At 72.4% G+C, this 26,447-nt stretch carries 20 protein-coding genes; 12 read left to right on the plus strand and 8 right to left on the minus strand.

Annotated elements, in window-relative coordinates; genetic code table 11:
* The first annotated feature begins 222 nt into the window (after positions 1-222).
* Positions 223-1,956: a hydrogenase maturation protein gene (locus ACWD6P_RS21440; RefSeq protein WP_451445724.1), complete on the plus strand. Its 1,734-nt coding sequence runs from the start codon at positions 223-225 to the stop codon at positions 1,954-1,956.
* A gap of 82 nt (positions 1,957-2,038) precedes the next feature.
* Here ACWD6P_RS21440 and ACWD6P_RS21445 read toward each other — a convergent pair whose 3' ends face one another.
* Positions 2,039-2,575 (minus strand): winged helix-turn-helix domain-containing protein, encoded by a 537-nt coding sequence (locus ACWD6P_RS21445; protein ID WP_451445725.1) that lies wholly within the window; start codon positions 2,573-2,575, stop codon positions 2,039-2,041.
* Positions 2,576-3,608: 1,033 nt separating this feature from the next.
* On the opposite strand from ACWD6P_RS21445, the gene ACWD6P_RS21450 reads away from it, so the two are divergent.
* The 3 genes from ACWD6P_RS21450 to ACWD6P_RS21460 all read left to right on the plus strand — a co-directional run bounded on the left by ACWD6P_RS21450 (position 3,609) and on the right by ACWD6P_RS21460 (position 7,308).
* On the plus strand, positions 3,609-4,565 hold the full coding sequence (locus ACWD6P_RS21450; RefSeq protein ID WP_451445726.1) for a hypothetical protein: 957 nt from the start codon (positions 3,609-3,611) through the stop codon (positions 4,563-4,565).
* A 269-nt stretch (positions 4,566-4,834) separates the two neighbouring features.
* Positions 4,835-6,286, plus strand: a complete 1,452-nt coding sequence (locus tag ACWD6P_RS21455; protein WP_451445764.1) for an amino acid permease — start codon at positions 4,835-4,837, stop codon at positions 6,284-6,286.
* 131 nt (positions 6,287-6,417) lie between these two features.
* Positions 6,418-7,308 (plus strand): GNAT family N-acetyltransferase, encoded by an 891-nt coding sequence (locus ACWD6P_RS21460; RefSeq protein ID WP_451445727.1) that lies wholly within the window; start codon positions 6,418-6,420, stop codon positions 7,306-7,308.
* A 38-nt stretch (positions 7,309-7,346) separates the two neighbouring features.
* Here the strand turns inward: ACWD6P_RS21460 and ACWD6P_RS21465 are convergent, their stop codons facing one another.
* From ACWD6P_RS21465 to ACWD6P_RS21475, 3 genes are all read right to left on the minus strand, one after another.
* Entirely contained in the window at positions 7,347-7,853 is a 507-nt protein-coding gene (locus tag ACWD6P_RS21465) for a DinB family protein (RefSeq protein ID WP_451445728.1), read from the minus strand.
* 161 nt (positions 7,854-8,014) lie between these two features.
* Entirely contained in the window at positions 8,015-8,206 is a 192-nt protein-coding gene (locus ACWD6P_RS21470) for a hypothetical protein (RefSeq protein WP_451445729.1), read from the minus strand.
* Between the two features lie 122 nt (positions 8,207-8,328).
* Positions 8,329-10,749 (minus strand): SpoIIE family protein phosphatase, encoded by a 2,421-nt coding sequence (locus ACWD6P_RS21475; RefSeq protein ID WP_451445730.1) that lies wholly within the window; start codon positions 10,747-10,749, stop codon positions 8,329-8,331.
* A gap of 149 nt (positions 10,750-10,898) precedes the next feature.
* Here ACWD6P_RS21475 and ACWD6P_RS21480 point away from each other — a divergent pair, with 149 nt between their 5' ends.
* Entirely contained in the window at positions 10,899-11,678 is a 780-nt protein-coding gene (locus ACWD6P_RS21480) for a VOC family protein (RefSeq protein WP_451445731.1), read from the plus strand.
* Positions 11,679-11,699: 21 nt separating this feature from the next.
* On the opposite strand, the gene ACWD6P_RS21485 is transcribed toward ACWD6P_RS21480, so the two are convergent.
* Positions 11,700-14,507 carry a hypothetical protein gene (locus ACWD6P_RS21485; protein ID WP_451445732.1) on the minus strand — a complete coding sequence of 936 codons (2,808 nt, stop codon included), beginning with the start codon at positions 14,505-14,507 and terminating at the stop codon, positions 11,700-11,702.
* A gap of 171 nt (positions 14,508-14,678) precedes the next feature.
* Positions 14,679-16,166, minus strand: coding sequence for a S1 family peptidase (locus ACWD6P_RS21490; protein ID WP_451445733.1), 1,488 nt, complete (start codon positions 16,164-16,166; stop codon positions 14,679-14,681).
* A gap of 275 nt (positions 16,167-16,441) precedes the next feature.
* On the opposite strand from ACWD6P_RS21490, the gene tdh reads away from it, so the two are divergent.
* From tdh to ACWD6P_RS21510, 4 genes are all read left to right on the plus strand, one after another.
* Complete coding sequence (gene tdh, locus ACWD6P_RS21495; protein WP_451445734.1) at positions 16,442-17,470, plus strand: L-threonine 3-dehydrogenase; 1,029 nt, start codon at positions 16,442-16,444, stop codon at positions 17,468-17,470.
* Between the two features lie 58 nt (positions 17,471-17,528).
* On the plus strand, positions 17,529-18,752 hold the full coding sequence (locus tag ACWD6P_RS21500) for a glycine C-acetyltransferase (RefSeq protein ID WP_451445735.1): 1,224 nt from the start codon (positions 17,529-17,531) through the stop codon (positions 18,750-18,752).
* Positions 18,753-18,787: 35 nt separating this feature from the next.
* Positions 18,788-19,696 (plus strand): LysR family transcriptional regulator, encoded by a 909-nt coding sequence (locus tag ACWD6P_RS21505; RefSeq protein WP_451445736.1) that lies wholly within the window; start codon positions 18,788-18,790, stop codon positions 19,694-19,696.
* Between the two features lie 97 nt (positions 19,697-19,793).
* Positions 19,794-21,158: a chloride channel protein gene (locus ACWD6P_RS21510; protein WP_451445737.1), complete on the plus strand. Its 1,365-nt coding sequence runs from the start codon at positions 19,794-19,796 to the stop codon at positions 21,156-21,158.
* Positions 21,159-21,170: 12 nt separating this feature from the next.
* On the opposite strand, the gene ACWD6P_RS21515 is transcribed toward ACWD6P_RS21510, so the two are convergent.
* Together ACWD6P_RS21515 and ACWD6P_RS21520 are read right to left on the minus strand one after the other, a co-directional pair.
* Entirely contained in the window at positions 21,171-22,202 is a 1,032-nt protein-coding gene (locus ACWD6P_RS21515; RefSeq protein ID WP_451445738.1) for a PHP domain-containing protein, read from the minus strand.
* Between the two features lie 340 nt (positions 22,203-22,542).
* Positions 22,543-22,827 carry a hypothetical protein gene (locus tag ACWD6P_RS21520; RefSeq protein ID WP_451445739.1) on the minus strand — a complete coding sequence of 95 codons (285 nt, stop codon included), beginning with the start codon at positions 22,825-22,827 and terminating at the stop codon, positions 22,543-22,545.
* Between the two features lie 137 nt (positions 22,828-22,964).
* Here ACWD6P_RS21520 and ACWD6P_RS21525 point away from each other — a divergent pair, with 137 nt between their 5' ends.
* The 3 genes from ACWD6P_RS21525 to ACWD6P_RS21535 all read left to right on the plus strand — a co-directional run bounded on the left by ACWD6P_RS21525 (position 22,965) and on the right by ACWD6P_RS21535 (position 26,446).
* Entirely contained in the window at positions 22,965-23,180 is a 216-nt protein-coding gene (locus ACWD6P_RS21525) for a type A2 lantipeptide (protein ID WP_451445740.1), read from the plus strand.
* A gap of 174 nt (positions 23,181-23,354) precedes the next feature.
* Complete coding sequence (locus ACWD6P_RS21530) at positions 23,355-24,161, plus strand: HlyD family efflux transporter periplasmic adaptor subunit (protein ID WP_451445741.1); 807 nt, start codon at positions 23,355-23,357, stop codon at positions 24,159-24,161.
* On the plus strand, positions 24,158-26,446 hold the full coding sequence (locus ACWD6P_RS21535) for an NHLP family bacteriocin export ABC transporter peptidase/permease/ATPase subunit (RefSeq protein WP_451445742.1): 2,289 nt from the start codon (positions 24,158-24,160) through the stop codon (positions 26,444-26,446). The genes ACWD6P_RS21530 and ACWD6P_RS21535 overlap by 4 nt, the downstream gene beginning before the upstream one ends.
* Position 26,447 lies beyond the last annotated feature (1 nt).

Here is a 26,447-nt window from a genome sequence, read left to right on the forward strand (position 1 = left end):
CCAGTCATATGGAAGCCCGGATTCACGTGATCCATGCCGGTGCGGGCTCATAGTTCCGGTGCAGGCTATGGGCGGTGATTGCGCCGCATTGTGTCCGTATTGCGCCGCACGGCGGCCGCCGATCGGGTGACCTGCCGCGCGCGTCCGGAGGTGCGGGCGCGGACCGGGGGGACGATCACCACCGATCCCCGCTCATCGGTCCCCGTCCCGGAGGAGTCTGCTGTGCGCATCCTGCTCATCGCCGGCGCGTTCAACAGCCTGACGCAGCGCGTCTACGCCGAGCTCGGCGACAGCGGACACCAGGTACGGGTGGAACTGGTGACGCGGGAGACCCCGCTGCTGGAGGTCGTACGCCGCCATGCGCCGGAACTGATCGTGGCGCCGATGCTCAAGACGGCCGTGCCGCGCGAGGTGTGGTCCGCGTACACCTGCCTGATCGTGCACCCGGGCCCCGTCGGCGACCGCGGGCCGTCCTCGGTGGACTGGGCGGTGCACCTGGGCGCGGACCGCTGGGGCGTGACGGTCCTGCAGGCCAACGACGAGATGGACGCCGGCGACATCTGGGCCGCGGCCGACTGCCCCGTCCCCGCGGTGGGCAAGAGCGACCTCTACCGCAACGAGATCGCCGACGCGGCGAGCGCGGCGGTGCGCGCGGCCGTCGCCCGGGTGGCGTCCGGCAGGCATCGCCCGCAGCCGCAGGACGCGCTGCCCGACGCCGCGAAAGCCGGCCGCCCCCGGCCGCCCCTGCGCCAGGAGCAGCGCCGGATCGACTGGCGCTCGGACCCCACCGACACCGTCGTACGCACCTTGCGCGCCGCGGACTCCCGGCCCGGTGTACGGGACGAACTGCTCGGCGACGCCTGGTTCTTGCACGGCGGTCACCCGGAGGACACCCTGACCGGCCCGCCGGGCGAGCTGCTCGCCACCCGATGTGGCGCGATCTGCCGGGCGACGGCCGACGGGGCGGTGTGGATCCCGCAACTGCGTTCGCCGCGCCGCCCGGGGGAGCCCGGCACCTTCACGCTGCCCGCCACCCTCGCGCTGGGCGACCGGCTGCCTCCGCTCCCCGAGGTCCCGGCCCCGCTCGACCCCGGCGACTCGCCCCGCACCTGGACCGACATCCGCTACCGGGAGGACGGCCCGGCCGGATTCCTGGAGTTCTCCTTCCCGGGCGGCGCGATGAGCACCGACCAGTGCCGGCGCCTGCTGGCCGCCTACCGGCACGCCTGTACCCGTCCGACGTCCGTGCTGGTCCTCGGCGGGCGCCGGGACTTCTTCGCCAACGGCATCCATCTGAACGTCATCGAGGCCGCCGCCGACCCGGCTGAGGAGTCCTGGGCCAACATCAACGCCATCGACGATCTGGTGCACGCCGTCCTGACGACCACCGACCGGCTGGTGGTCGCCGCGCTGGCCGGCAACGCCGCGGCCGGCGGGGTGATGCTGGCGCTCGCCGCCGACGAGGTGTGGTGCCGTTCGGCGGCGGTGCTCAACCCGCACTACCGGCTGATGGGCCTCTACGGATCGGAGTACTGGACCTACACCCTGCCCGGCCGGGCCGGCCCCGAGGTGGCCGAGCAGCTCACCGCGCGCGCCCTGCCGGTCACCGCCGCGGCCGGGCAGCGGCTCGGGCTGGTGGACCGGATCATCGACTGCGGTCCCCAGGAGTTCGCGCCCCGGACCGCGCGGCTGGCGGTCCGGCTGGCGTCCTCGCCCGCGGCCCAGGCGCGGATCGCCGAGAAGAAGGCCGCCCGGGAGCGCGATGAGGCACAACGTCCGCTGCACGCCTATCGCGCGCACGAACTGGAGCGTATGCACCGCATCTTCTTCGACCCGGACCAGCCCTACCACGCGCTGCGCCGGGCCTTCGTCCGCAAGGAGCCCCTCACCGGCACTCCCGCACACCTCAACCCGGCGCCGCCGGAAGCGGGGACGGACCCGCCGCGGGCCGGCTGAGGCCCGGGCGGCCGGTGGCCGGGGGACCCCCGGCCACCGGCCCGTGGCGCGTACGCGGCCGTCCGCCGCCTCGGCGCCCGGGTCACCCCGCGGGCAGGTACTTGTACCCGATGCCGAAGACGGTGCTGATGGAGTCGCGCAGTCCCGGCCCCAGGCGCCGGCGGAGCCGGGCGATATGGACGTCGACGGTGCGCGTGCTGGACTGACAGCTGGGCCAGACCGCGGCCATCAACTGCTCCCGGGTGAAGGCGCGCTGGGGGTGCAGTACGAGGTGGGCCAGGAGATCGAATTCCAGCCGCGGCAGGCAGACTTGGCGGCCTCTGATGAACACCGTCCGGGCCGCGGTGTCGATCTGGACGGGCTCCGCCCGGGCCGGTCTGGCGGCCGCCGGTTCGCCGGCACCCGGCGGCTCCTCGCGCGGTGGCGCCAGGATGATGTGGACCTCGTCCGAGGGCAGCCGGTGCACCGAGACGGGTTCCAGGTCGTGCAGGGTCAGTTGCCACTTGCCGTCGGGAAGCCGGTCGACCGCCAGGGGTGGCCCTTCGCCGGGCCCGGCTGTTGCCGGACGGCCGAAGCCGGCCTCCGGTCGCCACGCAAGCGGGGTCGTCGAGGAGTTCATAAACATGATCTGGGCCCATTCCTCTTGCAAAGCAGGCGTGTACGGACAGACATGGCGGTGCTCGACGTTCAAGGTGCTGAGATGCTGCGCAGCCGTCGCGACGCAGTCCGGTGTCGAGGCGGTGGGCGGCGCACGGGCGCGTCCGGTGCGGGTGCGCCCAGCGGGGGCAAACGCTCCTTCCGTGCCGCAGGAACGCGCGCGCCCACGCCCGTCGTCAGCCGTGACGTGGTGCGATGTCACGGCCTCCGGTCCAGTCGAACGCTACATGTGATCGCGCGGTTCCGGAAAGTAGCTTCCGCTAATTTCGGTTGCTCTTGAGCCGATTCTGTGTTTGCGGGGAGCCGCGTCGGCCGACGCGGCGGCGTTCCGCGTCCGGGCGGGCCGTCGTTTCGTTCCGTAAGCGCACGGGAAATTGAGGGAACGCTGTCCGAGGGCGCCCGCCCGCCCTGGCTTCCATAGCCGCGCCGCCCGCCCGTCCGGCATGGCTCAAAACCATCGGTCAACTGGTCATGATCCACCAGCGGTTGTGCGTGGTCTGGACCTATAAGGTGTCGCCGTGGTGGGGTGCCCGGCAGGGCGGCCGACCGGCCGTACGGCTCGCGTCGCTCGGTGAACCGCGGTGCCGGTGGCCGTGCCGGCCGTGCGGCGGACGTGCCGGTAAGGCTTGAATCCGGCCGCCGCCCGCCCCCGGTCTGGGGCGGATCCACTGGATACGGAGGAGTAATCGCCGGTGGGCGTCCGGTTGTGGAGGCCCCGTGAGCGGGTGAATATGCCAAATTAATGCCCCGCGGCGGCCCGTGGTCCCGGCGGTGGCAAAGTGGGGGCTCCTGGAGAGCGGCCGGAAAGTTGTTTCCTCTTCAATCTCATTGCGGTGATGGGTGCGGAACCAGATTTTCCCGTCGGTTGTTTTCGCAATGAGTTGATGATGAGTAGGGTGTGCCCCGCTGTCACGTGACCGGTGGCAGGGGTCCAGCTGAATTCGGCGCGGCTGGAATGCGGTGGGGGATGACGCCTTCGTGACCGGGAGGGGACCATGGCGGCCGGCTCATTCGAGGGGCAGTACGTATGGAGTCCGGCGGCCGACGACCGGGCGCTGGCGCGGGCGTGCATGGACGTCAGGGCCGGCCGGTACCTGAGCGCACACGAGGTGCTCAAGGAGACCCGGGAGGATTTCGAGGTGCGGGCCCACCGCTCGCTCGTCCTGGCGTCGGTGGCGGCCGACTCGGACCTCGCGGAGCGCTGGCTGGCCGAAGAGCCGGGGCCGGAGGCGGCGTTGCTCTGGGCGCGGGTGGCGATGCTGCGCGCGCTGCGGATGGCCGATGCCGGGGACCGGCGGCAGGGCGCGCTGGCGCGGATCGCGCACGCGGCGTGCGAGCGGGCGGCGAAGGAACTGCCGGAGGACCCCACGCCCTGGGTGGCCCAGCTGGCGCTGGCCCGCCTCGACCGCCCCCGGGACCCCGCCCCGCAGGGACTGCTGACCGCGCCGACCGGCCCGTGGTACCTCTTCGCCCACATCCTCCGGCTCGATGCCTGGCACCGCGAGGCGCACCACCGCTTCCTGTCGTTCTTCTTCCCCCGCTACGGCGGCTCCTCCAGCGCGAGCTGGGACGTCGCCGCGTTCCTGAGCCAGCGGGCCCCGGCCCACTCGCCGCTGCGGCTGCTGCCGCTGGTGGCGCTGGTCGAGGACTACAACCCGTCCGCCCCCCTCGCGGACCGCACATGGGAGCAGCCCCAGTGGATCAGCACCGCGATGGGCATCTACCGCAACTGGCTGCCCCGGGTCGCCGATTACCGCTTCACGCCGGTCCTGGACCTCGCCTATCTGGCGCATGCGCTGTTCATGGCGCAACGGGAATTCGAGGCGCGGGAGGTCTTCACGGCGATGGGGCCCTATGCCTCGCGTATGCCCTGGAGCGCGTTCGGTGACCCCGCGGAGCAATTGACCCGGGCGAGACGTTCCTGCGGACTCCCCGTACCGCATGACGGCTGAGGAGGGTGCCGGAGTCTGCCGTACGAGGAATTCCTGGGAATGCCGCACGCCGGGCGCTGTGGAAACGTTCTCAGGTTCCTCCACACCTTCTTCGCATCCCGCTCGAACCGTCCCCGTCGATTCCCTCTGATCAACCCGCGCAATTCTTCCCCCGAAGTCCCCCCAGAAAGGTTGCGGTTGTGTCCGAGCGCGCATCTCTCACCCGCTCGAAATCTCCCCACCATCCGGCAAGTCCCGTCACGCTGGACGACGACGCGACGCTGCATGCGATGGGCTATCCGCGGAAACTGACCCGTAGATTCCGGGCGTTCGACAATTTCGCCATTTCGTTCACCATCATCAACATCATATCCGGGATCTTTTCCTCCTTCGGGTTCGGAATGAACGCCGGCGGCCCGCGGATTCTGATCTTCGGCTGGGTGGCGGTATCGATCATGGTGCTGTTCGTCGGAGCCGCGATGGGTGAGATCGCCTCCGCCTACCCGACCAGCGGCGCGCTCTACTTCTCGGCCGGCAAGCTCGCCAAGCGGCACAAGGGCGCCTGGTCCTGGTACACGGGCTGGCTGAACTTCGTCGGCCAGGTCGGCGGTACCGCCGCCACCAACTTCGCCGCCGCCACCTTCATCCAGGCATTCATTGCCATGCAGTGGCCCTCCTACGAGCCGACGGCACAGCAGACCGTCGGCATCACCGCGGCCATCCTTTTCGTCCAGGCGCTGGCGAACACGTACACGGTGCGGCTCGTTGCATTGGTGAACCGGATTTCCGTGTGGTGGCTGCTGATCGGCATGGTGGTGATCGTCGGCGCACTGGCCGTGATACCCGACCAGCATCAGTCGCCCTCGTTCGCAACCCACTTCGTCAACAACACCGGCTTCACTCATGCGGTGTACGGCGGAATGCTGGGTCTGCTCGTCACCAGCTGGACCTTCACCGGATTCGACGGCAGCTTCCACATGTCCGAAGAGACGGTGAAGGCAACGGTCAACGCGCCCAGGGGCATCATGCGGGCAATCGCCTGCTCCGCGATCACCGGACTGATCCTGATGCTCGCTCTGGTGTACGCAATCCGCGACTATGGCCGAGCCGCGAGCGCCGAGGCGCCGCCGGTGCAGATTCTCATCGACGCGCTCGGCCAAAACACCGCGAAGTTCCTGCTGTTGATCGTTATCGGCGCCATGCTGTTCTGCGGTCTCGCCAACATGACCAGCAATACCCGGCAGATCTTCGCCTTCTCCCGGGACGGTGCGATGCCCGGCTCCCGTTGGTGGCATTCGGTCTCCGCGCGCACCCGCACCCCCGTCAAGGCCGTCTGGCTCGCGGCGGCCTGCCCCCTGGTGCTGGTGCTGCCCGGCTGGTGGTCGCACACCGCCTTCACCGCGGTGGTGAGCGTCAACGTCGTCGGGCTGTTCCTCGCCTACGCCGTGCCCATCTTCCTGCGGCTGCGGCTCGACGACTTCCAGGCCGGACCGTGGAACCTCGGCCGCTACGGCAAGCCCGTCGCGGCGATCGCGGTGACCTGGATCCTGGTCAGCAATGTGCTGTTCATGCTGCCCCAGGCCTCCCCGATCACCCCCTCCTCGTTCAACTACGCACCCATCGCGCTGGCGGTGGTGCTGATCATCGCGACCGTGTGGTGGTTCGCCACCGCCCGACGGCGCTTCCAGGGACCGGTCAGCTACGGCCGCCCCGACGAGGTCGCGGCCATGGACCTCATCTAGGGCCTGTCCGACCCTGACCCACCGGACAGACCCTAGGGCCTGTCCGACCCTGACCCATCGGACAGGCCCCAGGGACCCGCCCCGTACGCACCATCCCGCCCCCGCCCCCACCAGAAGGGACGACCACCGGCATGCCCCCGATCAGCGACGCCCCGCACCCGCAGCCCGCCGTGGACGGCGAACTCGCCGTCACCACCGCCTCGTTGGACGACTGGCACCAGGTGGTGCAGTGGGCCGCCGACGAACAGTGGAACCCCGGCCTCGACGACACCGCCTGCTTCCACCCCACCGACCCCGCCGGCTTCTTCCTCGGCAGCCGCGCCGGCCGGACGGTCTCCGCGGTCTCCGTCGTCAACTACTCGGACCGGTACGCCTTCCTGGGCTACTACCTCGTCCACCCCGACCACCGCGGGCAGGGCCTGGGCCTGGCCACCTGGCGCGCCGCCTTCCCGCACGCCGGCGCCCGGACCGTCGGCCTCGACGCGGTCCCCGCCCAGCAGGACACCTACCGGCGCGCCGGGTTCACCCCCGCGTACGAGACCATCCGCTACGGGGGGTGCCCGGCCCGCCCCGGCACCGCGCCGTCCGCGCACATCGTCCCCGTCACCGGCGCGCACCTCGACGCCCTCGCCGCCTATGACCGGCGCTGCTTCCCCGCCGACCGGCGGGACTTCGTCGCCCGCTGGCTGACCGCCCCCGGCCATACCGCCCGCGCCTACGTCCGCGACGGCGCGGTCGCCGGCTACGGAGTCATCCGCCCGGCCCGCAGCGGCCACCGCGTCGGCCCCCTCTTCGCCGACGGCCCGGACGCCGCCGAGGCGCTCTTCGACGCCCTCACCGCCGCCGTGGACCCGTCCGCCGAGGTCTTCCTCGACGTCCCCGAAACCCAGCGGGCCGCCCACGCCCTGGCCACCGCCCGGGGACTGACCCCCCGGTCCCACACCATCCGCATGTACACCGGGCCGGTCCCGGCGGTGGACCGGCCGCGGACCTTCGCCGTGACGAGCCTCGAACTGGGCTGATCCGCGGGCGCCCGCGCCGGGGGCCTGCTCGTGCCGCCTCACGCGCCGGTCGCGCCGTCGATGCCCTCGCGGAGGAAGTCGGCGTGGCCGTTGTGGCGGGCGTACTCGTGGATCAGGTGGAGCATCACCAGGCGCAGCGAGACATGCTCGCCCCACCGGGGCTGATAGCCCGTCACATCGAGGGAGGCGGCGGCCTGTTCGATGCGCCGGGCGTGGGCCACCTCGGACTCCCAGGCGGCGAACGCCTCCGCGCGGGTGGCCCGGCTCGCGTCGTAGGCCGCCTGGAAGTCGCCGTCGGCCGACCAGACGAGCGGGATGTCCTCGCCGTTGATCACCCGGCGGAACCAGGTGCGTTCGACCTCGGCCATGTGCCGCACCAGACCGAGCAGGGAAAGCGTGGAAGGCGGCATGGACCGGCGTCGCAGCTGCTCGTCGGAGAGGCCGTCGGTCTTCATCGCGAGCGTGGCCCGGTGAAAGTCGAGAGCGGCCCGCAGGGTCTCCCGTTCGCCGGCGCGTACGGGCGGGGACAGGCGTTCCGTGGTCATGACGGGGAGGGTTCCCGAGCGGTGCCGCTGCCCGCAAGCCGTTTTGCGGACCCCGTGGCCACGCCGCCGCGCAGGGGCATCGACGTGCCGGTCACCGGCACGTCGATGCCCCTCCGTACGGCCGGCACCGCGCAGGCGGTGCGCGTGCCGGTGTCAGGGATTCACGGCAGATACCGCTCGATGGCGCCCGGCCCCTCCTCGGCGATGAGGCGCCTGGCCCACTCCAGGGCATGGGGGGTGGGTTCGCGTCCGGAGGCCTTCACCAGGTCCTCCGGGTCGTAGGGCCGCTCGCTACCGGTGTACAGCTCGGCCGGCCGGTGCTGGGCCGACTGCTCCCTGCCATTGGTCGTCACAGGTCCTCCTTCGTCCGCGCCCGCCGGGTCGCCGGGACCTCGCTTGGTTCCATGATGGGACCGGCTCCCCGGGCCCGCACGCCATGCGGCGGCCCGGGCCCCTGCGGCCGGGCGCCGCGCGGTCAGCCGACCGGCCGCGGAGCCCCGGGGTAGTCCGGCGGAAACGCCTGCTCCGTCCAGATCGTCTTGCCGTACGGCGTGTAGCGCGTACCCCAGCGCTGCACCAGCTGCGCGACGATGAACAGTCCCCGCCCGCCCTCGTCGTCGCCGGCGGCGTGCCGCAGGTGCGGGGAGGTGTGGCCGGTGTCCGACACCTCGGTCAGCAGGGTCAGATCGCGCAGCAGACGCAGATGCAGCGGCCCCGAGGCGTGCCGTACGGCGTTGGTGACCAGCTCGCTGACCATGAGCTCGGTGGTGTACGACAGCTCTTCCAGACCCCACTCCCGCAGCTGCCCGGTGGCCAGCTCCCTGGCCCGGCCCACCGCGGCCGGCTCGGCGGGCAGCTCCCAGGCCGCGACCTGCCGGGTGTCCAGCTCGCGGGTGCGTACCAGGAGCAGCGCCAGGTCATCGGTGGCCGGCGCGTCCGTCAGCAGCTCGTCCAGGGCCCGGTCGCACAGCTCCTCCAGCGGTCTGCGGTGGTCGGCCAGTACCCGGCGCAGGACCGCCAGCCCCTCGTCGACGTCCCGGTTGCGGGCCTCGACCAGCCCGTCCGTGAAGAGCGCGAGCAGGCTGCCCACCGGCAGTTCGAGCTCCAGCGACTCGAACGGCAGGCCGCCGAGCCCCAGCGGCGGGCCGGCCGGCAGATCCGGGAATCGCACACCGCCGTCCGCGTCGACCACGGCGGGCGGCAGATGGCCGGCCCGCGCCATCGTGCAGTGCCGGGAGACCGGGTCGTAGACCGCGTACAGGCAGGTCACGCCGGTGGCGACATCGTCCGGGCCGGCATCGGTGCCGACCGTGCTCGCCCGTTCCTCCGCGGTCTGGCCGACGAGGTCGTCGAGCCGGCTCAGCAACTCGTCGGGGGAGAGGTCCAGCCGGGCCAGGGCACGGACGGTCGTCCGCAGCCGCCCCATGGTCGCGGCCGCCTCCAGGCCGTGGCCGACCACGTCCCCGACGACCAGCCCGACCCGGGTGCCGGAGAGCCCGATGACGTCGAACCAGTCGCCGCCGACCCCGGCCCGGTCGTCGCTGGGCAGATAGCGGTAGGCCAGATCGACCGCGGACTGCTCGGGCAGGTGCTGCGGCAGCAGATTGCGCTGGAGGGTCAGCGCGGCGGCGTGCTCCCGGGTGAAGCGGCGGGCGTTGTCCAGGCACACCGCCGTTCGGGTGACCAGCTCGTCGGCGAGTTCGACCTCGCCCTTGTCGAAGAGCGACGGGCTCTCCCCGCGGCTGAAGGTCACCAGCCCCATCGGGGTGCCGCCGGACCGCAGCGGCACGACCATGCTGCTCTCCCCGTGCACCATCCCGCCGGAGGACAGGCTGCGGTACGGGAGCGAACCCGGCGGGTACTCGACGCGGTACGCGGCGTGCGGAGGGGCGCCGGGCGGGTCGCCGGCCCGGCGCGTGGCGACCCGGACGAGCGGGGGCAGGGCGCCGTCGCCCGGTGCCGGCTCCTCGCCCTCCAGTACGGACTGCAGCAGGTCGACGGCGACCACGGCGGCGAAGTCCGGCACCGCCACCTCGGTCATCTCCCGGGCGGTGACGGTCATGTCGAGCGTGGTGCCGATCCGGATGCCGGCCTCCACCAGCAGGTTCAGCCGGCGCTGCGCCTGATAGCGCTCGGTGATGTCGAAGGCGTCCTCACACACCCCGAGCACCTGCCCGCGGGCGTCCTGCAGCCGGTAGTAGGAGCAGGACCAGACGTGATCGGGCCCCGGGTCGGAGGGCTGCTGGCCGACGAAGTGCAGATCGAGGATCGGCTCGCCGGTCGCCAGGACGTTCTTCATGACCTCGTCCAGAGTGCGCGGATACCCCTCGGACACGAACTCGCCGTCCGGGTAGAGCTCATCGGCCCGGGCGCCCAGGAACTCCGGCAGCGGCCGCCCTATCTCCCGCACATACGCGGTGTTCGCCCAGGTCAGCCGCAGGTCGGTGTCGTAGATGCCCAGGCCCACCGGGGACTGGGTGCCCAGGCCGCGCAGCATCGCCTGCTGGGACTCCCACACCTGCTGTTCGTCCAGTGCGGCCGCCACCAGGATGCGGGCCGGGGCGCCGCCGTCCTCGGCGGAGACACTCAGCGGGCAGGTGGTGACCGCCACCGGCAGCAGCCGGCCGTCGCGGTGCCGCGCCGTGCGGGGCGCCGCGCCGCCGAGCGAGGCGTCCGCGGCCCGTTCGGCCCACATGGGACCGGCCGCCTCGGCGGCCGGCAAGAACGTCTCCAAGGGGTGGCCGATGATCTCCTGCGGCGTATACCCGAGGAGCCGCCGGGCCGCCGGGCTCCACCCGATGACCAGGTCCCGGGCATCGAGAACCGCTGTGGCCGCCCTGGTGACGTCGAGGGGACCACGGAAGTCGGCGCTCTCGGCCGCGTTCCATGCGTTCATGGCATCAACCCAGCCCGGTTCAGTAACTACAGCATCGATCCTGATCAAGACCGGCACAACCGCGCTGCCCGACGGGGTGCGCCCTTGGTGCGGCCCGGCTGTGTCGCTGGCACAGTGGGAGAGGGTGCGAGCGACAGGAGGCAGATGTCATGTCGGTCCATGGGCCCACGACTCCGGTACGGGGCGCTCCGTGCTGGGTCAGCTTGCTGGCCCGCGATCTGGAGGCCGCCCAGGGGTTCTACTCCGCGGTCCTGGACTGGCGGTTCCGCCGGGCCAGTCTCGGCGACGAGTTCTCCATCGCCCTGGCCGACGGGGAACCGGTGGCCGGCATCGGCGCCCTCGCCCAGAGCCTGCAGATCGCCGTGGCCTGGACCGCGTACTTCGCGGTGGAGGACGCCGACGACACCGCGGGCCGGATCCGTGAGCGCGGCGCGACCGTCGCGGTGGGCCCGCTCAAGCTCGGCCCCGGACGCGCCGCGCTCGCCGCCGACCGCGACGGGGCCACCTTCGGCTTCTGGGAGGGCCAGACGCTGGCCTGGTCGGTCGGGCAGGGCAATGCGCCCGCCTGTCTGGAACTGCGCACCCGCGACGCCTTCGAGGCCGCCATCTTCTACGCGGAGGTCTTCGACTGGGCCTCCGAGAAGCCCGGCGGCTGCGATGTCACCTACGAACACGACCAGGTGATCGTCCGCGACGGTACGCACACCGTCGCCACCCTGCGCGGCGGCGCGGTCGAGGCGGCCCCGGACCCGCGGGTGCGCCCCCGCTGGCACGTCCACTTCCCGGTCCGCGACATCGAGAAGGTGACGGCCGCCGCGGTGGCCGCCGGCGGCACCGTCACCCCCGTGACCCCGATCGCCGACCGCGAGGGCCACCAGGCCGTCGTCCGCGACCCCGACGGCGGCCTCTTCACCGTCACCTCTCCCTGACGGGGACGACCGGCCGCGGGCTCAGCGGCCCTTCTCCGGCTCCAGCGGCGGACACCACGCCGACTGCGTCCGCCCGCCGACCCGGCCGCAGAACCCGGCCTGCGCGGGCCGGCCCGCGCCGTCGATGCGCTGCACCGACAGCAGCTTGTCCAGCGGCACCTGGCGGTCCACATCGCCGCCGAAGCTGATGATCCCGCTCTCCCCGTCGAGCGCCGCGTCCCCGTGGACACCGCTGATCGCATGCCACACCGCGGGCGGCGTCAGCGGCATCAGGGCGGCCTCCTCGCGCAGCTGCTTGACCGCGTTGACGTACAGCTTGACGGCGTCGAAGCCGAGCGCCGCATGGCCGTCCAGGGAGGAGTTGGGGACCTTCGCGCACTCGTCGGGGAAGAGCCGGCTCAGCTCCGCGTACAGCTCGCTGGTGCCGTCGCAGTGCGCCGAGCCGAGCGTGAAGTCCAGGAAGTCGTAAGGGATTCCGGGGTAGTGCTCGCGGCGGTCCACGTCGGCGGCCAGCCGCGCCACGTCGTCGCCGCCGATGAGCGTGGGCGGATCCGAGTTGCAGGACTCGTTGATGCCGCCGAGCAGCGACTCGAAGTCCTCCGAACGGCCGGCGAAGAACACCACGCCCGGGTAGGAACAGCTCCGCCGGCCGACGGTCCCGGGGCCGGGGGCGTCGGAGGAGGGCTCCTCGCCCGGCGGCGGGGGCGGGGTGAACACCGTCCTCTCGACCCCGAACCCGCGGGCCCGGAAGCGCCGGGCGACATCGTCGCTGAGCGTCTTGCTGTAGGTGTCGCTGGGATCGGCGGAGCCGATGATCCGCACCCGCCGGGCCGTTCCCTTCCCGCCCTGTCCCACGAGGTGGTCCGCGTACGCGGCGGCGACGTCCGCCTCCCGGGTGTTCTGCGGCGACACCTGGAAGTACATCGGGGACTGCCGCACCAGCGTGTCCGCGGACAGGGTGGTGGCCACCATCGGCAGCCCCACCGCGGTCAGCTTCCGTATCGTCCGGTTGGTCGCCTCCCGGCTCTGGTCGAGCCCGGTGACCCCGACGATGGACGGGTCCTGCTGCTGGAGCCGCTCCAGGATGTCCACCACCCGGGTGCCGAAGCGCATGCCCGATCCGGCGTTGGCGGGGAAGATCCGCAGGATCGGCTCCGTGGCACCCGTGGTGCGCAGCTGCCGGGACTGGGCGCCGGCCGCGCCCTGCAGCGCCTCGCGCCCGTAGGCGAGCTGCCCGGCCGGCTTTCCCGAGACGCTGAGCAGCGCGGAGAGATGGACGAGGGTGACGAAGGGGCGGTCCGGAGCCGCCTTGTGCGCCTCCTCGGCGCGGGCGTTCTGCCGGTAGATGGTCTGCAGGGTCCGGTCGAGCGAGGGGTCGGGGGAGTGGAAGGTGAAACCGTGCCGCGCCACCCCGATGCACTCGCCGGTCTCCGCGGTCAGCAGGGTGTCCGCGTCCTCCTCGAACCGGCTCAGACCGCAGTGCGCCTGCCGGTAGCCGCGCTCGGCGCCCAGCACCAGCCCGCCCGCGCCCAGCAGCGCCAACGCGGCTGTGCACGCCGCCGCCACGGACACCACCCGGCGCGCCCACAGGGGCGGTTCGGGGATCCGCAGCCGGGCGTCCTGGGCGACCTCCAGCCGCCGGGTCAGCTCGTAGCTCTCCTCGGTGGGCGGCATCAGCCGCGGCACGGCGACCGGCAGGTACCAGGGGGCGCGGTTGCGGGCCCGGCCCTGGTGCAGAAAGGTGTCCCGCCAGCCGCCGTAGAGCCGGTCGGAGAGCACCCACAGCTCGCGCCGGCCCCAGTCGGCGCGGACCTCGGTGCCCTCGGCGGGCGGTTCGGCGCCGCAGGCGATGACCAGCAGCGGGTCGAACGCGCCCGTCTCGTTGCGTACGTCGATGATCGTCCGGAGCAGCGGATGGCCGCAGTTGTCCGGGCCCATGCCGTCCAGCAGCGCCACGCAGTACGCGGTGCGCCGGGCCGTACGGGGGCGCCAGATGCGGCGGCGGAACGACACCCGCAGATCCTCCAGGAACGCGTTGACCATCAGCTTCCGCAGCTGTTCGGGGTCCTCGACCTCGTTGTGCGGGGCGGTCAGCCGTTCGGCGAAGCCGGTGAAGGTGCCCGGGTCGCGCGGGGCGAGGTAGGGCTGGTTGAGCAGCCAGCGGTACTCGCAGCTCAGCCCGCGGCGGACCCGGAACCAGGCGAGCGGAAAGACATGGACCGCGAACAGCCACACCCACCACGGCACCTTGCCGTCCACCGCGAGCTCGGTCTCCGGGGAGCGCAGCAGTCCGAACAGCCGCCGGCGGCGGAACTCCCGCTCCCGCAGGCCCTGGAGCAGTGTGTGGTCATTGCCCTCGACATCGCCCACGTGGTCGCCGCCGCTGTCGGCGCCCACCTGCATCAGCCAGTTGACCAGCCCGAACCGGCGGAAGCGGACCCGTCCGTCGCTGCCGTTGACGCTGAGGGCGAAGCCCCGCGCCAGCCGCTCCAGGGTGCGGCGCACCGCGTCGGCGGACTCCGGGTCGGCGGGCCGTGCGTCGGCCTGGAGGTCGTGGAGTACGTGGGGGACCCGGCGGGGGTCGGCGTGGCCGAGGAAGTAGCTGATGCCCTTGGCGAGTTGGGCGTGGTCGTCCCCGCCGACCAGACAGACCACCGGGAGGCCCTCGCGTCCCTGGGCCACTCCGCGGTGCCGCACCGGCTCCGGGCACTCCCGGCGCCGGGGCCTGCGCACCAGGTCGGCGATCAGCCGGAGCAGATGCCCGGCTCCGTGGAAGACGGGGATCACCGGGGTGACGGGGGTACGGGAATCGAGTTCGTTCGACGCCATGGTGCCCCTGAGGAAGGGTCGGAGTAGGGCCGGTCATTCTGGCACCGCTCCGCGGGCGGTCGCTATGGTTCCGCCGCGCTCAGGGGCCCCGTGATGCTCAGTGGCCCCGCCCACAGGGGATGTTGGGGGGTGGGCGGGGCCGTCGGAGCGCGAAACTCCGGTCGTCCGAGGTCAGTTCAGCGCATCACCCCCGCTCATGCCGGGGTCGCCGACGGCGCCGGCTCCGGGGTCTTCGGCGCCCGGGTCCTCGGTGCCCGTGCCCGGGTCCTCGGTGCCCGGGTCCTGGGCGCCCGATGCTCCCGCGTCGCCGCCGCCCCCGGCGCCGATCTCCGCCCCCGTGGCCTCCAGGGCGTCGGTGACCGGCTGGAAGAAGGTCTCGCCGCCCTGGGTGCAGTCGCCGCTGCCCCCGGAGGTCAGTCCGACCGCCGCGTCGCCGGAGAACATCGAGCCGCCGCTGTCGCCGGGCTCCGCGCAGACGTCCGTCTGTATGAGGCCGTTGACGATGTCGCCGTTCCCGTAGTTCACCGTGGCGTCCAGGCCGGTGACCGTGCCGTCGGCCAGCCCGGTGGTGGAGCCCGACCGCTGCACCTTCATGCCGACGGCGGCCTCCGCGGCCTTGGTGATCTGCTGGGTGCTGCCGTTGCCCAGGTCGACCGCGCTCTGCGGCTGTGCGGCCGCGTCGTCGTAGGTGACCAGCGCGAAGTCGGTCTTGGGGAACTGGGAGTCGGCGACGGTGCCCAGCGGCTGGCCGCCGCCCTGGTCCGCCGACCAGGTCGCCGAGTCGTTGCCGCAGTGCCCGGCCGTCAGGAACGCGGGGGCGCCCTTGACCGTGACGTTGAAGCCCAGGGAGCAGCGGGCGTTGCCCCCGAAGATGGCACTTCCGCCGATCGGACCGGCGGCCGCGTCCCCGCCTCCCGCGCCCCCGTTCGCCGCGGAACCGCCCGCGTTACCGTTCCCGTTCCCGGCGGAGCCTCCCGTGTTCCCGTTCCCGTTCCCGGCGGAGCCGCCCGCCGAGCTCCCCGCGGCGCTTCCCCCGGCACTTCCCGCGTCCCCGCCGTCGTACCGCCGGAACTCGCCCCGGGACCGCTTGACGGTGACCAGCTCGCCCATGCCGTCGGTCGTCTTGTTGAGCGTGCTCATCTTGGCGCCGGTGACAGTTCTGTCGGCCAGCACCACGATCTTGTTGGTCTTCGGGTCGATCGACCACGCCGTGCCGGGCACCGAGGCGTTCTCGCGCAGGGTCCGCGCGCCGGCCTTCAGTGCGGTCATGCTGTTGCGGACGACCTTGGCGACCGCGCCCTTGGCCCGGACGGTCGCGGCGTCGTCCTCCGAGAGCACGTTCATGACCAGGTGGCCGTTCGCACCGTCCAGGTACCAGCCGGCGGACTGCTCCCCGAGGTCCGCCTTGAGGGCCGTCGCCAGTTGGCCGGCCGCGTGGGCACCGAACGTCCGGGGGGCCGGTGGCCGGTCCGTACTCGCATTGGCGTCGGGGAGCAGGATCGCCGCGGCCGCGATGGCGGCCGCTGCCGCGCCGGCGACGGCGCCCGTCCGCTTGTTCACATGTCGGTGGCTCAATTCACTGACCTCCAGGGACGCACAGGAACGAAGCACACGGGAGGCCGCGGTGCGTCGCGTCAGCACCCGTGCGAAGTTGCTCATCCAGTCCTACGTAGCGCCGCACATCCCGGTGTCATGGCCACTCAACCTGTGATGAATTCCGCCGTTCGCGGTGGCGAACCCCTACACTCCCGGGGCTCCGTGGCCGCCGGGACACCCGTTCACGGTGGGGCGTAAAGGGCAGCTGTGACTGTGCTTAAGAAAACCTCGATGGACCCGGAGCCCGGCATACGGAAGATTTCCCCCCGGAACCGGGTGGCCGAGAAACGCCTCCCGGCAGGTCACAGCACACTTACTCACCTACGGGAGCCGGCGCGGTGAAGGCACTGGTCAAGCAGAAGGCGGAGCCGGGACTGTGGCTCACGGAGGTCCCGGAACCGGACTGTGGGCCCGGCGACGTACTGATCAAGGTGCTGCGCACCGGCATCTGCGGTACCGACCTGCACATCCGCGCCTGGGACGGCTGGGCGCAGCAGACCATCGCCACCCCGCTGACCGTCGGCCATGAATTCGTCGGCGAGGTGGTGGAGACCGGCCGCGACGTGGCCGAGATCAAGCCGGGCGACCTGGTCAGCGGCGAGGGGCACCTCGTCTGCGGCAAGTGCCGCAACTGTCTGGCCGGCCGCCGCCATCTGTGCCGCGCCACCGTCGGCCTCGGCGTGGGCCGGGACGGCGCCTTCGCCGAGTACGTGGCGCTGCCCGCCGCGAACGTGTGGGTGCACCGCGTCCCCGTCGACCTCGACATCGCCGCCGTCTTCGACCCGTTCGGCAACGCCGTGCACACCGCGCTGTCGTTCCCGCTGGTCGGGGAGGACGTACTGATCACCGGCGCCGGGCCGATCGGCATCATGGCCGCGGCCGTCGCCCGGCACGCCGGCGCCCGCAATGTCATGATCACGGACGTCAGCGAGCCGCGCCTGGCGATCGCCCGCAAGGTCGGCGTCAGCCTCGCCCTGAACGTCGCCGACGCGACGATCGCCGAGGGGCAGCGCCAGCTGGGCCTGCGCGAGGGCTTCGACATCGGGCTGGAGATGTCCGGCCGGCCCGAGGCGATGCGCGACATGATCGCCAACATGACGCACGGCGGCCGGATCGCGGTACTCGGCCTGCCCGCCCAGGACTTCCCCGTGGACTGGTCCCGGATCGTCACGTCCATGCTGACGATCAAGGGCATCTACGGCCGGGAGATGTTCGAGACCTGGTACGCGATGTCCGTGCTGCTGGAGGGCGGTCTCGACCTCGCGCCGGTGATCACCGGCCGCTACCCCTACCAGGACTTCGACGCCGCCTTCGACGACGCGGCCGGCGGCCGCAGCGGCAAGATCATCCTCGACTGGACTGCCTGATCCTTCGGCTCGGTTCGGCACGCCCCGCCGACCCACCCCGACTCCTGGAGAAACCCTGATGTTCGACTCCGTACGCGACGAACTGCGCACCACCCTCGACGAGATCCGCGCCGCCGGACTGCACAAGCCCGAACGCGTCATCGGCACCCCGCAGTCCGCCACCGTCGCGGTCACCGCGGGAGGCAACCCCGGCGAGGTCCTCAACTTCTGCGCCAACAACTACCTCGGCCTCGCCGACCACCCCGAGGTCGTCGCGGCCGCCCACGAAGCGCTCGACCGCTGGGGCTACGGCCTCGCCTCGGTCCGCTTCATCTGCGGCACCCAGGAGGTCCACAAGGAGCTGGAGCAGCGGATCGCCGGCTTCCTCGGCCAGGAGGACACCATCCTCTACTCCTCCTGCTTCGACGCCAACGGCGGTGTCTTCGAGACCCTGCTCGGGCCGGACGACGCGGTCATCTCCGACGCGCTCAACCACGCCTCCATCATCGACGGCATCCGGCTGTGCAAGGCCCGCCGCTTCCGCTACGCCAACCGCGACATGGCCGACCTGGAGCGCCAGTTGAAGGAGGCCGCCGAAGGCGGCGCCGGCCGCAAGCTGATCGTCACCGACGGCGTCTTCTCCATGGACGGCTATGTGGCACCGCTGCGCGAGATCTGCGACCTGGCCGACCGCTACGGCGCCATGGTCATGGTCGACGACTCCCACGCGGTCGGCTTCGTCGGCCCCGGCGGCCGCGGCACGCCCGAGCTCCACGACGTGATGGACCGTGTCGACATCATCACCGGCACCCTCGGCAAGGCCCTGGGCGGTGCCTCCGGCGGCTATGTCGCGGCCCGCGCCGAGATCGTCGCGCTGCTGCGCCAGCGCTCCCGCCCGTACCTCTTCTCCAACTCGCTCGCCCCGGTGATCGCCGCGGCCTCGCTCAAGGTCCTCGACCTGCTGGAGTCGGCCGGCGAGCTGCGCGAGCGGCTGCACGCCAACACCGCGCTGTTCCGCTCCCGGATGACCGAGGAGGGCTTCGACGTCCTCGCCGGCGACCACGCCATCGCCCCCGTCATGATCGGTGACGCGGCCGAGGCGGCCCGGATGGCCGAGCTGCTCCTGGAGCGCGGCGTCTACGTCATCGGCTTCTCCTACCCGGTGGTCCCGCAGGGCCAGGCGCGGATCCGCGTCCAGCTGTCGGCGGCGCACTCCACCGAGGACGTCCACCGCGCGGTGGACGCCTTCGTGGCGGCCAGGTCCGCGATGGCGGCCGAGGCGGAGCCCGCCGTCGCGGAGTGACCCGAGCAGGCCGCCCGGCCTGCGAAAATGGCGGCATGATCGAAGCACGACGGCTGCACATCCTGCGTGCGGTGGCCGACCACCGGACGGTCACCGCCGCGGCAGCCGCGCTGTACCTCACGCCCTCGGCGGTCTCCCAGCAGCTGGCCGCCCTGGAACAGGAGACCGGCCACCGCCTGGTGGAGCGCAGCGCCCGCGGCGTACGGCTGACCGCCGCGGGCGACATCCTGCTCACCCACGCCAACGCGGTCCTGGCCCAGCTGGAGCGCGCCGAGTCCGAGCTGGCCGCGTACGGCTCGGGCGAGGCGGGCACGGTGACGGTCGCGGCCTTCGCCACCGGCATCGGGCTGGTCGTCGCGCCCGCGCTCACCGCGCTCGCCCGCTCCGCGCCCGGCATCCGGGTCCGGGTGCAGGACGCCGAGGGCGACGCCAGCCTGCGGATGGTCCTCGACCGGCAGGTCGATGTGGCGGTGGCCGTCGAGTACCGGGGCGCGCCCCGTGCCGACGACCCGCGGCTGACCCGGGTCCCGCTCTACGCCGAGCCGTTCGACGCCGTACTGCCGACCGGCCACCGCCTCGCCGAGGCGGGCAAGGTGGCGGTCGCCGATCTCGCCGAGGACCCCTGGATCGGCCCGTACCAGGGCAACCCCTGCCATGACGTGGTCGTCCTGGCCTGCGAGTACGCCGGATTCCAGCCGCGGCTGGAGCACTCCTCCGACGACTTCCGGGCCGTTGTCGCCCTCGCCCGCGCCGCGGCCGGTGTGGCCCTCGTCCCCCGCTCGGCGCTGGGCGACATGGACCTGGCGGGAGTGGTGGTCCGGCCGGTCGACGGGGCGGCGCCCACCCGCCGGGTCTTCGCCGCGGTACGCCGCGGAGCCGAGGAGCACCCGCTGTTCCGCCCGGTCCTCGCCGCTCTCCAGGAGGCGGCGGCGCCACAGGGGTGACACGGCGGCGTTCGGGTGCCCCCGCCCGCGTCGTATGCCCCGGGGACGGGCGGCCGTGGCAGGCTCGTCACGGCCGTGGCGGCGAGGAGGCGAGGCGATGTCGGTCGGTCCCACCGGACCGGTCCGCGGCGCGCCGCCCGGCGCGCCGCAGGACCCCTACGCGCTGGTGCGCACCCGCGGGTATCTGCGGCTGCTGCTGATGGCGGCGGTGATCGGCGTCCCGGTCTGCGCCGTCTCGTTCGGCTTTCTCGCCCTGGTCCACGCCCTGGAACCGCTGCTACAGCACGATCTGCCGCGGGCGCTGGGGTTCGCCGGGACGCCGCTGTGGTGGCCGGCGCCGATGCTCGCGGTGGCCGGTCTGCTGGTCGGGCTGACCATCCGCCATCTCCCCGGCAACGGCGGTCATGAGCCGGCCGACGGGCTGGTGCTCGCCGGCGCGCCCCCGCTCGCCGCGCTGCCCGGCGTCGTGTGCGCGGCCCTGGCGTCCCTCAGCTTGGGCGCGGTGCTCGGCCCGGAGGCGCCGCTGATCGCCCTCGGCGGCGGGCTGGCCGCGGGCGCCGTACGGCTGACGGGCAGGGGAGCGCCGGAGCGGACGGTGGCGATGATGGGCGCCGCGGGCAGCTTCGCGGCGGTCAGCGCGCTGCTCGGCTCCCCGCTGCTCGGCGCCTTCCTGCTGATGGAGGTGGCGGGGCTGGGCGGCGCGATGCCGGGGCCGGTGCTGCTGCCCGGCCTGCTCGCCTCCGGCCTGGGGGCGCTGATGTTCACCGGGCTGGGCGACTGGACCGGCCTGGGCACCTACTCGCTCGCGCTGCACGACATCCCCCGTGCTGGGGAGCCGACGGTCGCGGAGTTCGCCTGGGCCCTGGGCATCGGGGCGGCCGCCGCGTTCACCGCGGTCGGCCTGCGGCGGCTCGCGCTGCTGCTGAAGGCGCGCGTGGTGCGCCACCGGATCGTGGCGACGGTGGCGATGGGGCTGGTGGTGGCCGGCGCGGCGATCGGGTTCACGGCGGCCACCGGCAAGCCCGCCACCGAGGTGCTCTATTCGGGGCAGTCGGCGCTGGGGTCGCTGTTCCGCGACAGCGCCGGCTATTCGGTGGCGGCGCTGCTGCTTCTTCTCCTGTGCAAAGGCGTGGCGTACTGCGCCTCGCTGAGCGCCTTCCGGGGCGGGCCGATCTTTCCGGCGCTGTTCCTGGGTGCGGCGGGCGGTGTGGTGCTGTCCCGTCTGCCGGGGCTGTCGCTCACCGCGGCGTTCGCGATGGGGGTCGGGGCGATGACGGTCTCGATGGTCCGGCTTCCGATGACCTCGGTGCTGATGGCCACGCTGCTGATGGGCGGCAGCGGGCTCACGGTCATGCCGCTGGTGATCGTCGCGGTGGTCGTCGCGCACGTCGTGGCGCTGCGCCTGACTCCGGCCGGGCCCGCGGCCGTCCCCGGGGCCCGGCCGGCACCGTCCGCCGGCTGACCGGGCCGCCGCTCAGCGGCCCGGTGTGCGGCCCGTCCCGGTCCAGGTGGCCAACTGGCGCTCCGTCCAGGTGTTGATGACCCGGTCCGCCGGGACGCCGCACTCCTCGGCGCGGGCGCAGCCGTAGATCTGCCAGTCCAGTTGGCCCGGTGCGTGGGCGTCGGTGTCGATGGAGAAGAGCGTGCCGGCCGCCAGTGCCTGGCGGAGCAGCCGGCGCGGGGGATCGAGGCGCTCGGGGCGGCAGTTGATCTCCACGGCCGTGTGGTGCTCGGCGCAGGCCGCGAAGACCTCCCCGGCGTCGAACCGCGACTCCGGGCGCGACCTGCCCGTGACCAGCCGCCCGGTGCAGTGCCCGAGGACGTCCACGAGCGGATTGCGCACCGCCGCCAGCAGCCGCCGGGTCATCGGTCCCTCGTCCATCCGCAGTTTGGAGTGCACCGAGGCGACCACCACGTCGAGCTGGTCCAGCAGCTCCGGCTCCTGGTCGAGGCTGCCGTCGTCGAGGATGTCGCACTCGATCCCGGTCAGCAGCCGGAACGGGGCCAGCTCCTCGTTCACCTCCGCCACCAGGGCCAGCTGTCGCCGCAGCCGCTCGGCGGTCAGCCCGCGGGCGACGGTGAGCCGGGGGGAGTGGTCGGTCAGCACACACCACTCGTGGCCGAGGTCGCGGGCGGCCCTGGCCATCGCCTCGACGGGGCTGCCGCCGTCCGACCAGTCCGAGTGCAGATGGCAGTCGCCGCGCAGCGCCCGCCGCAGCCGCTGCCCCTGCTCCCCTTCGACCAGCGGGCCGCCCGCCTCGTCCTCCAGGCCTGCCAGGTAGACGGGCCGTACTCCCGCGAGCGCCTCTTCGACCACCCGGGTGGTCTTGGGCCCGAGCCCTTTGAGCCGGCCCAGCGAGCCGGTCTCGGCGCGCCGTTGCACCTCGTCCTGCGACAGCGCGCCGATCGCCGAGGCGGCCGTACGGAAGGCCTGTACGCGGTAGGTCGCCGCCCCCTGCCGCTCCAGCAGGAAGGCGATGCGCTCCAGCGCCTCGACGGGCTCCACATACGCCTCCTCCCGGTGCGCCCGGCTTGGGGCCTGTCCCAGGACCCCTTTCACGGTGCCCCAGCGGGCGCCGGGCTGCCACCGGGGTGATACCGGCGGTAAATCGCCCATTCCCGCCGAGTCGGAAGCCGTTGCGTTATGCGGCTATGTCCGTTCTCGGCGCGGTGGATCCGATTGCTTCGGAATGGCACACGGATAGTGCTGATGATTCCGTTCAATGCGTTCTTCGGGGTCATTGTCGGCCCGAAAACTCTGGGCGAATCGGGCGTGGTTAAAGCCGCTGCAACATTCGGTGGGGTTTGCTGGACTTGCCCGCCGGAGTTCTGGAGGTGGCGGGCGATCAGGTGCCGTAAAAATTGGCGGTCTTCAAAAAATCTGCACACCGAATGTGCAGTCGGCACACCGTCCCCGGTGTCGTTTCGCTGCGCTGACCTGCGCGTAAGCGGTTTGGGGCGGGAATGTCCAGTTCGTCGAACGGATCGTCACCGGCTCGCTGGAGGGGAAACTGCAGGAGTTGTGAAGAAGCTGCCACCAATTCATGGATGCGCGTGCACGAGCCGTAATTCGGCGGAGCGCTGACGTCCGTATCGGCGGTGGTCGGATTAGCAGCACAACCCGCCCGCATGCTTTGATCCTTCGCACTGCGGGAGTCACACCAACGGTTCCCGATTTCGGGCCCGGACTCCCGCTGCCGTGACCGGACCACCCCACCGGACGGTTCGGACACAGCTTTTACGAGATATTCATCCGAAGGGAAACATCATGGACTTCACCCCCCAGGTTCAGACCCAGGAAATCTCCGACGCCGACCTGGACAACGTGTCCGGTGGCCTCGTCGGCGGTGTGCTCGGCTCCGTGACCGGCACCGTTGACTCCGTCGCCCCGGTCTCCGGCGTCGTCGGTGAGGCCACCGGCCTGGTCGGCGAGACCACCGGCGTGAACACCGGCGCCGTCACGAACATCGTCGCCGGTCTCTGAGCCCCGCCGTGCCGCTGAGCGGCACAGCCTGCTTTGAACGGTGACAACGGCAGGTCGGCGTCCCCTCCTTGCCGACATGCCGGGCCGTGTGCCCCGGATCCGCCCGCCCGGCGGTGCCCGGGGCACCCGGCCGCCACCGCTCCGACAGACCACTGCAGTTGAGGGAAGAGTGTCGTGCAGTTCCGCCAACAGGCCCTTTCCAAGCTGCAGTCGCCCGAGGACATCGATCTGCCGGTGCGCTTCGCCCGGCCCCAGGGCTGGCTCGTGCTGACCGTCACGGTGCTCGTCGTGATCGCCGCCTCCGTCTGGGCGGTGACCGGAACCGTCTCCTCCACGATCGCCGCACCCGGAATCCTCACCCACGGCCAGGGCAGCTACGTCCTGCAGAGCCCGGTCGCGGGCCAGGTCACCGCCGTACTCGCCGAAGAAGGCCGACGGGTGGCCGCGGGCGCCCCGCTGCTCAAGGTCCGTACCGCGCAGGGCACCACCGTCGTACGCTCCCTCGCCGCCGGCCGGCTGACCACGATGGTCGCCACGATCGGCTCCGTCGTCACCACCGGAGCGGACGTCGCCTCCGTGGAACGCATCGCACACGCCGGCGACCGGCTGACGGCCACCCTCTACCTGCCGGCCGAAAGCGGCGCCACGGTCCCCGTCGGCGCCTCGGTCGACCTCACCGTCCAGTCCGTGCCGAGCCAGCGCTACGGCGTGCTGCGCGGCAAGGTCACGGCCGTCGGCCGGACCGCCCAGACCCGCCAGCGGATCGGTGCCTTCCTGGGCAGCAGCCAGCTCGGCGAGCAGTTCTCCCAGCACGGCCCGCCCGTCGCGGTCCGCATACGGCTCGACGCCGCCCCGCAGAACACCTCCGGCTACGCCTGGTCGACCTCCGGCGGCCCGCCCTACCCCGTCGAGTCCATGACGCTGGTCCGCGGCGCCGTCCATCTGGCCGCGCAGCACCCGATCGATTGGCTGCTGCCGTGACCGCACCGAACGACTCCGCCCCCGCCCAGCAGCAGCTGCCGCCGCCCGGCCGCGGCCGGCACCGCCCCGAGCCCGCGCCCGGCGCCCGCCGTACCCGGCGGGCCGCCCCGCCCGCCCCAAGGGCCCGGAAGCCGAAGGCCGTCCGCACACCCACCGTCCTCCAGATGGAGGCCGTCGAATGCGGCGCCGCCTCCCTGGCCATGGTCCTCGCCCACTACGGACGGCATGTCCCGCTGGAGGAGCTGCGGATCGCCTGCGGTGTCTCCCGCGACGGCTCCCGCGCCAGCAATCTGCTCAAGGCCGCCCGCAGCTACGGCCTGACGGCCAAGGGCATGCAGATGGAACCGGCCGCGCTCGCCGAGGTGGCCGCACCGGCCATCCTCTTCTGGGAGTTCAACCACTACGTCGTCTACGACGGCACGGGCCGCCGCCTCGGCCGCCGCGGCGTGCACATCAACGACCCCGACAAGGGCCGCCGCTTCGTGGCGACGGAGGACTTCGACACCAGCTTCACCGGTGTCGCCCTGGTCTTCGAGCCCTCCGCCTCCTTCCGCAAGGGCGGCCGCAAACCCGGCGTCCTGGGCGCCGTGCCCGCCCGGATGCGCGGTACCACCGGCACCCTGCTCGCCGCGCTGCTGGCCAGCCTGCTGCTGGTCGCGGTCGGCGCCGCGGTGCCCGCGCTCAGCCGTACCTACATCGACATGTTCCTGATCGGCCACCAGACCTCGCTGCTGGGGCCGCTCTTCGCGTCGATGGCCGCGATGGTTGTGCTGACCGCCGTACTGACCGGGCTGCAACAGGCGAATCTGCTGCGCGGCAGGATCATCTCCTCCACCCTCACCAGCGCCCGCTTCCTGCGCCACCTGCTCAGACTGCCGGTCACCTTCTTCGCCCAGCGCAGCCCCGCCGACCTGGTCCAGCGGCTGCAGTCCAACGACGCGGTCGCCGAGACACTCGCCAGGGACCTCGCCGCCGCGGGCGTCGACGGCATCGTCGTCATCCTCTACGCCCTCCTGCTGTGGAGCTACGACCCCCAACTGACCGTCATCGGCGTGGGAATCGCGCTGCTCAACGTCGTCGCGATGCGGATCGTCGTCCGGCTGCGGGCCACCCACACCCAGAAGCTGCGCGCCGACACCGCCCGGCTCACCAACACCTCCTACACCGGCCTGCAGCTCATCGAGACGATGAAGGCCACCGGCGGGGAGAACGGCTACTTCCGCCGCTGGGCCGGCCAGCACGCCACCACACTGGAGGAACAGCAGCGGCTCGGGGTGCCCAGCGCCTGGCTGGCCGTCGTCGCCCCCACCCTCGCCACCCTCAACAGCGCACTGATCCTGTGGATCGGCGGACTGCGGGCCGTCGAGGGCCATATCTCCATCGGCCTGCTGGTCGCCTTCCAGGCGCTGGTGACGCGCTTCTCCGCACCCATCACCCGGCTCAACACCGTCGCCGGCCGGATCCAGGACTTCGCCGCCGACGTGGCCCGCCTCAAGGACGTCGAATCCTTCCCCGCCGACAGCCTCTACGCGCGGCCGGGGGCGGACGGCACCACCCGCAGACTCACCGGCCATGTGACGCTGGAGGACATCACCTTCGGCTACAGCCCGCTGGACGCACCGCTGCTCACCGGCTTCTCCCTCGCCGTCGGCCCCGGCCGGCAGGTCGCCCTCGTCGGCGGTTCCGGCAGCGGCAAGTCCACCGTCTCCCGCCTGATCTCCGGCCTCTACAGCCCCTGGGAGGGCACCATCCGCATCGACGGACAGCGCCTGGAGGACCTCTCCCGCAGCGCGCTGGCCGCCTCCGTCTCCTTCGTCGACCAGGACGTGTTCCTCTTCGAGGGGACGGTCCGCGACAACGTGGCGCTCTGGGACCCGTCGATCCCCGACGACGCGGTCATCGCCGCCCTGCGCGACGCCGCCCTCTACGACGAGGTGATCGCCCGGCGCCCCGACGGCATTCACAGCCGCGTCGAGCAGGACGGCCGCAACTTCTCCGGCGGGCAGCGGCAGCGGCTGGAGATCGCCCGCGCACTGGTACGGCGCCCCAGCATCCTGGTCCTCGACGAGGTCACCAGCGCGCTGGACGCCCGTACCGAACAGATCATCATGGACAACCTGCGGCGGCGCGGCTGCGCCTGCGTCGTCATCGCCCACCGGCTGAGCACCGTCCGCGACAGCGACGAGATCGTGGTCCTCGACCACGGCGTGGTCGTCGAACGCGGCCGGCACGAGGACCTGGTCGCCGCCGGGGGCGCGTACGCCGAGCTGGTCAAGGAGCACTGAC

The sequence above is a fragment of the Streptomyces sp. NPDC002446 genome (assembly GCF_053595675.1).